Annotated in this window: 1 protein-coding gene; it reads right to left on the bottom strand. The window is 75.5% G+C overall.

Annotated elements, in window-relative coordinates; translation table 11 throughout:
* Nucleotides 1–6,308 (bottom strand): type I polyketide synthase (locus tag AB0J08_RS40770; protein WP_360644992.1); only part of this gene is annotated, 6,308 nt, incomplete at its 3' end.
* Between the last annotated feature and the right edge of the window lie 205 nt (nucleotides 6,309–6,513).

Raw genomic sequence — 6,513 nt, 5'->3', positions numbered from 1 at the left:
ACCGACGACCCCAGCAACTCCACCCCCATCCCCACCCACTGCGAACCCTGCCCCGGAAACACGAACACCGTCTTCCCCACCGAACCCACCACACCGGTCACCAGACCGGTGACGACGGCGGCGTCGGCCACCTGCCCGGCGGCGGCGCGCAGTTCGTGCGCGTCGGCGCCGACCACGACGGCCCGGTGCTCGAAGGCGGTGCGCGACACGGCGAGGGAGTGGGCGACGTCCGCGGCCGAGCCCGCGCCGCCCGGCAGCGCGCCGAGCCGACCGGCCTGGCCGCGCAGCGCCTCGGCGGTACGGGCGGAGAACGGCCAGGCCACGGCGGGCAGTTCGGCGCCCGACTCGACCGGCTCGACCGGCCCGGCGGCCTCCTCGGCCGGCGCCTCCTCCAGGATGACGTGCGCATTGGTACCGCTGATGCCGAACGAGGAGACGGCGGCGCGGCGTTCACGGCCGTCGCGCTCCCACGGCACGGCCTCGGTGAGCAGGCGCACGGCACCCGCCGACCAGTCGACGTGCGGCGAGGGCTCGTCGATGTGCAGGCTCTTCGGCAGCACGCCGTGGCGCAGCGCCTGCACCATCTTGATCACCCCGGCGACACCGGCGGCGGACTGGCTGTGGCCGATGTTGGACTTGATGGAACCGAGCCAGAGCGGCTGGTCCCCGGCGCGCTCCTCGCCGTAGGTGGCGAGCAGCGCCTGCGCCTCGATCGGGTCGCCGAGCGAGGTGCCGGTGCCGTGCGCCTCCACCGCGTCCACGTCGGCCGCGGTGAGGCCGGCGTTGGCGAGCGCCTGGCGGATGACCCGCTGCTGGGACGGGCCGTTGGGCGCGGAGAGCCCGTTCGAGGCGCCGTCCTGGTTGATCGCGCTGCCCTTGACCACGGCGAGCACGCGGTGGCCGTTGCGGCGGGCGTCGGAGAGCCGCTCGACGAGCAGCACGCCGACGCCCTCGGCCAGGGCGAAGCCGTCGGCCGCGCCGGCGAAGGACTTGCAGCGGCCGTCGCGGGCCAGCGCGCCCTGGAGGCTGAAGCCGACGAACCCGGCGGGGCTGGACATCACGGTGACACCGCCGGCCAGGGCCAGGTCGCAGTCCCCGTTGCGCAGGGCCTGGGCCGCCAGGTGCAGGGCGACCAGCGACGAGGAGCAGGCGGTGTCGACGGTGACCGCCGGGCCCTCCAGACCGAGCACGTAGGCGACCCGGCCGGAGACGACGCTGCTCAGTGTGCCGGTGACCAGGTGGCCGATCGACTCGACCGGCAGCTGGTCGGAGTTGCGCCCGTAAGCCTCGTAGGCGGCACCGACGAAGACGCCGGTGCGGGTGCCGCGCAGCGAACCGGGAGCGACCCGGCCGTCCTCGATCGCCTCCCAGGAGGCCTCCAGCAGCAGCCGCTGCTGCGGGTCCATGGCGAGCGCCTCGCGCGGCGAGATGCCGAAGAACTCGGGGTCGAAGTCGCCCGCGTCGTGCAGGAACCCGCCCTCGGTGACGTAGGCGGCGACCGGCGCGTCCGGATCGGCGAAGGCGTCGACGTCCCAGCCGCGGTTGTCCGGAAGCGGGGTGATCGCGTCCCGGCCCTCGGCGACCAGCTGCCACAGCTCGTCGGGGTTGCGGACGCCGCCCGGGGTGCGGCAGCTCATGCCGACGATGACGACCGGGTCGTCCTCGTCGACCGCGGCGGCGGCCCGCACCGGCGCGGCCGTGGCCTGGGTGCCGAGCATCCTGCTCAGCACGAGCTCGGCGAGCAGGGTGACGTTGGGGTAGTCGAAGACGATGGTGGCGGGCAGCGAGAGGCCGAACACGGCGGTCAGCCGGGCGCGCAGCTCGACGGCTGTCACCGAGTCGAAGCCGAGGTCGCGGAAGGCGCGCTCGGCGTCGACGGCGCCCGCGCCGGAGTGGCCGAGCACGATGGCGACCTGCTCGCGGACCTGCTCGACCAGCGGGGCGAGCCGGTCCTCGGGGGCGAGCGCGAGCAGCCGGCCGCGCAGTCCGCCGACGGCCTCCTCGGCGGCGGGTCCGGCCGGGGCCTCGGGCTCCCGGGCCTCGGCGACGCCGTCCAGCAGCGGGCGGCGCCGGGTGGCGGTGAACAGCGGGACGAACCGCTCCCAGTCGACGTCGGCGACGACCAGGTTGCCCTCGTCGTCGGCGAGCGCCTGCCAGAGTGCCTCGACCGCCAGGTCCGGGTCCATGAACCGGACGCCGGCGCGGCGCGCGTGGTCCTCGTCGAGCAGGGCGGTCATGCCGCCGCCGGCGGCCGACCAGAAGCCCCAGGCGAGCGAGGTACCGGCCAGGCCGCGGCCCCGGCGGTGCGCGGCGAGCGCGTCCAGGTAGGCGTTGCCGGCCGCGTAGGCGCCGTTGTGGCTGCCGCCCCAGACGCCGGCGCCCGAGGAGAACACCACGAAGGCGTCGAGCGGCTCGGTGAGCAGCTCGTCCAGGTGCGCGGCGCCGGCGATCTTGGCCCGGGTGGCCTCGGCGAGCTCCGCCGCGTCCAGGTCGAGCAGCGACCGCAGGTGCGGGACGCCCGCGGTATGGAAGACGGCGGTGACGGTGCGGCCCTCGGCGGCGGTGGCGGCCAGCAGCGCGGCCAGCGCGTCGCGGTCCGCGACGTCGCAGGCCGCGACGGTCACCGCGGCGCCCAGGTCCTCCAGTTCGGCGACCAGTTCGGCGGCGCCGGGGGCGTCGGCGCCGCGCCGGCTGGTGAGCAGCAGGTGCTCGGCGCCCTCCCGGGCCAGCTTGCGGGCGGTCTGGGCGCCGAGCCCGCCGGTGCCGCCGGTGACCAGCACGGTGCCGCGCGGGCGCCAGTGGCGGGCAGGGGCGGCCGCGCGGCGGGGCGCCCGGGTCAGGCGGCGGGCGAAGACGCCGGAGCTGCGGATCGCCAGCTGGTCCTCGTCGCCGAGACCTGCCAGGACGGCGGCCAGGCGGCCCAGCGCCCGCTGGTCGAGCTGCTCGGGCAGGTCGACCAGGCCGCCCCAGAGGCCGCGGTGCTCCAGCCCGAGGACCCGGGCGAGGCCCTGGACGGCGCCTTGGCCGGGGTTGCGGACGGGGTCGATCCGGCCGATGCTCTCGGCGCCCTCGGTGGCGAACCAGAGCGGGCTGTCGGGGGCGGTGTCGGCGGCGGCCTGGATCAACGCGAGCGCCGGGGCCAGGCCCAGGGCGAAGGCCAGCAGGCCGGCCCGGGCCTCACCCGCGTCGGGCTCCCCGGAGCGCAGGGCGGCGGCCAGCCCGGCGCGGTCGGCGTCGTCGTCGACGGCCAGCACGCGCGGCCGGGCACCGTGCTGTTCGAGGGTGGCCACGAGGGCGGCCACGTCCGCGTCACCGACCCGGGCGGCCGGGACGGCCACCCACCAGGGGCCGGCCAGCGCCGGGCGCGGGCCCCCGGCGGGGGTGACCGGCGTCCAGGTGATCCGGTACCGCCAGGAGTCCAGCACGTCCTGGTCCTGACGCCGGCGCCGCCAGGAGGCGAGCTTGGGCAGCAGTTCGGCGAGCGGGGAGCCGTCGGCGATGCCGAGCGTGTCGGCCAGCCCGGCGGCGTCCTCGCGCTCGACGGCGGCCCAGAACTCGGCGTCGGGCTCTCCCCCGGCGGCGGGCGCGGGCGGCGCGAAGCCGGGAGCACTCGGCATGAACCAGTAGCGCTGCCGCTGGAAGGCGTAGGTGGGCAGGTCGACGGCGCGCGGGTCGGCGGGCGCGAAGTAGGCGTCCCAGTCGACGGCGACGCCCTTGGTGTGCAGCCGGGCCAGCGCCTCGACGAAGGTGCGCTCCTCCGGACGGGCCTTGCCGAGGACGGCGACGAAGGTCTCACCGCCGTCGAGGGTCTGCTGGGCCAGCCCGGTCAGGGTCGCGTCGGGGCCGATCTCGCAGAAGACGGTGGCCCCGGCGGCGCGGGCGGCGGCGACGCCGTCCGCGAACCGCACCGGCTGCCGGACGTGCTCCACCCAGTAGTCGGGGGTGGTGAGTTGACCGCTCTCGGCGAGCCGGCCGGTGACGTTGGAGACCACCGGCAGGGTCGGCTCGTGGAAGACGATGCCGCTGATCGCCGCGCGGAACTCGGCGAGCATCGGCTCGACCAGCGGCGAGTGGAAGGCGTGCGAGACCCGCAGGCGCCTGGTCCGCACGGTGGCCTTCGCCTCGATCGCGGCGATCGCCGCCTCGGCGCCGGAGATCACCACGGCCTCGGGGCCGTTGACGGCGGCGATGCCGACCTCCGCCTCGTGTCCGGCCAACAGCGGCAGAACGTCGGCCTCGGGCGCGGCGATCGCCAGCATCGCCCCACCGGCAGGCAGTCGCTGCATCAGCCGGGAACGCGCGGCGACCAGCGTGCAGGCGTCCTGGAGGTCGAAGACGCCGGCCACGTGAGCGGCGGCGATCTCGCCGACGGAGTGCCCGACCAGCACGTCCCCGCGCAGGCCCAGCGACTCCAGCAGCCGGTGCAGCGCGACCTCGAAGGCGAACAGCGCCGGCTGGGTCACGCCGGTCTCGGCCAGCAGGGCCTCCGGACCGTTGAACATCGCGTCCAGGACCGGCTGGTCCAGCAGCGGGTCCAGCACCTTGCAGACGTCCCGCAGCGCCTCGGCGAACTCCGGAAAGGCATGGGCCAGTTCGCGGCCCATCCCGACCCGCTGGCTGCCCTGACCGGCGAACAGCAGCGCCAGCCGGCCGCCCGCGCCGGCGCCGGTGACCACCGTCCGGTCGGGCTCCCCGGCGGCCAGCGCACGCAGTCCGGCCACCAGCTCGCCGCGGTCCGCGCCGACGACCACGGCGCGCTGGTCGAGCACCGCCCGCCCGGTCGCCAGCGACCAGCCGGCGTCCGCGTCCCGCAGCTCCGGCTGCCGCTCGGCCCACTCGGCGAGCCGGTCGGCCTGCGCGGTCAGCGCCTGGGCGTCGCGCGCCGACACCAGCCACGGCGTCAGCGGCAGCTCCGACGCGATCGGCGGGTCCTGCTCCGCGGCCTCCGCGGCCTCCTCCGCCGACGGCTCCGGCGCCTCCTCCAGGATCAGGTGCGCGTTGGTGCCGCTGAACCCGAACGCCGAGACCGCCGCCCGGCGCGGCGCCTCCGCGCGCTCCCACGGCCGCGCCTCGGTGAGCAGCTCCACCTCGCCGACCGACCAGTCGACGTGCGGCGAGGGCTCGTCCACGTGCAGGGTGCGCGGCAGCACTCCGTTGTGCATCGCCATCACCATCTTGATGACGCCGCCGACGCCGGCCGCCGCCTGGGTGTGGCCGATGTTGGACTTCAGCGAGCCGAGCCAGAGCGGCTTGCCCTCGGGCCGGTCCTGGCCGTAGGTGGCCAGCAGCGACTGCGCCTCGATCGGGTCACCCAGCCTGGTCCCGGTGCCGTGCGCCTCCACCGCGTCCACCTGCGACGCGGACAGGCCGGCATCGGCCAGTGCGCGGCGGATCACCTGGATCTGGGACGGCCCGTTCGGCGCGGAGATCCCGTTGGAGGCGCCGTCCTGGTTGATCGCCGAACCCCGTACCACCGCCAGCACCTTGTGGCCGTTGCGCTGCGCGTCGGAGAGCCGCTCGACCAGCAGCACGCCGACGCCCTCGGCCCAGCCGGTGCCGTCCGCCGCCCCCGCGAAGGACTTGCAACGGCCGTCGGCCGCCAGGCCGCGCTGCTTGGCGAACTCCACCAGCGTGCTCGGCGTGGCCATCACGGTCACACCGCCCGCCAGCGCCATGGTGCACTCGCCGCGCCGCAGCGCGTGCACCGCCAGGTGCAGGGCGACCAGCGAGGACGAGCAGGCGGTGTCGATGGAGACCGCCGGTCCCTCCAGGTCCAGCGCGTACGCGACCCGGCCGGAGGTGACGCTGCCGAGCGCCTCCGCCCGGAAGTAGTCGTGGTACATCACACCGGTGAAGACTCCGGTCCGGCTGCCGCGCACGGACGTCGGGTCGATGCCCGCCCGCTCGAACACCTCCCAGCAGGACTCCAGGAAGAGCCGCTGCTGCGGGTCGGTGGCGAAGGCTTCCCGCGGGGAGATCGAGAAGAAGCCGGCGTCGAAGTCGGCCGCGTCGTAGAGGAAGCCGCCCTCCCCCACGGTGGTCGTCCCCGGGTGGTCCGGGTCCGGGTGGTAGAGGTCCTCCGCCCAGCCCCGGTCGGTCGGGAACTCCGCGATCGCGTCACCGCCCTCGGCGACCAGCCGCCACAGGTCCTCGGGCGAACCGACGCCGCCGGGGTAGCGGCAGCTCATCCCGACGATCGCGATCGGCTCGTGCTCCCGGCCCTCGATCTCGCGCAGCTGCTGCCTGGTCTGGTGCAGGTCGGCGGTGACCCGCTTCAGATAACCGCGGAGCTTCTCTTCGTTTGACATCGGAAAACGTCACCCTTCTCGGGCCGGAGCACTGGTCCAGCAGGAGCGGTGGCCGGGCGGTGGACCAGGCCGGTTCAGGACGGGGTGGTACGGGGTCGTGCGGTGTGGTGCGGGTGTGGTGTGGGGGTTCAGAGTTCGTTGTCGATGAAGGCGAACATCTCGTCGTCGGTGGCGTCTTGGAGTTGGTCGGCGACTTCGTCCTCGT

This window comes from Kitasatospora sp. NPDC050463, from assembly GCF_040655255.1.
Lineage (GTDB): Bacteria > Actinomycetota > Actinomycetes > Streptomycetales > Streptomycetaceae > Kitasatospora.
The sequence above is the reverse complement of the archived record's forward strand: the minus strand, read 5'-3'. Positions and strand labels throughout refer to the sequence as shown.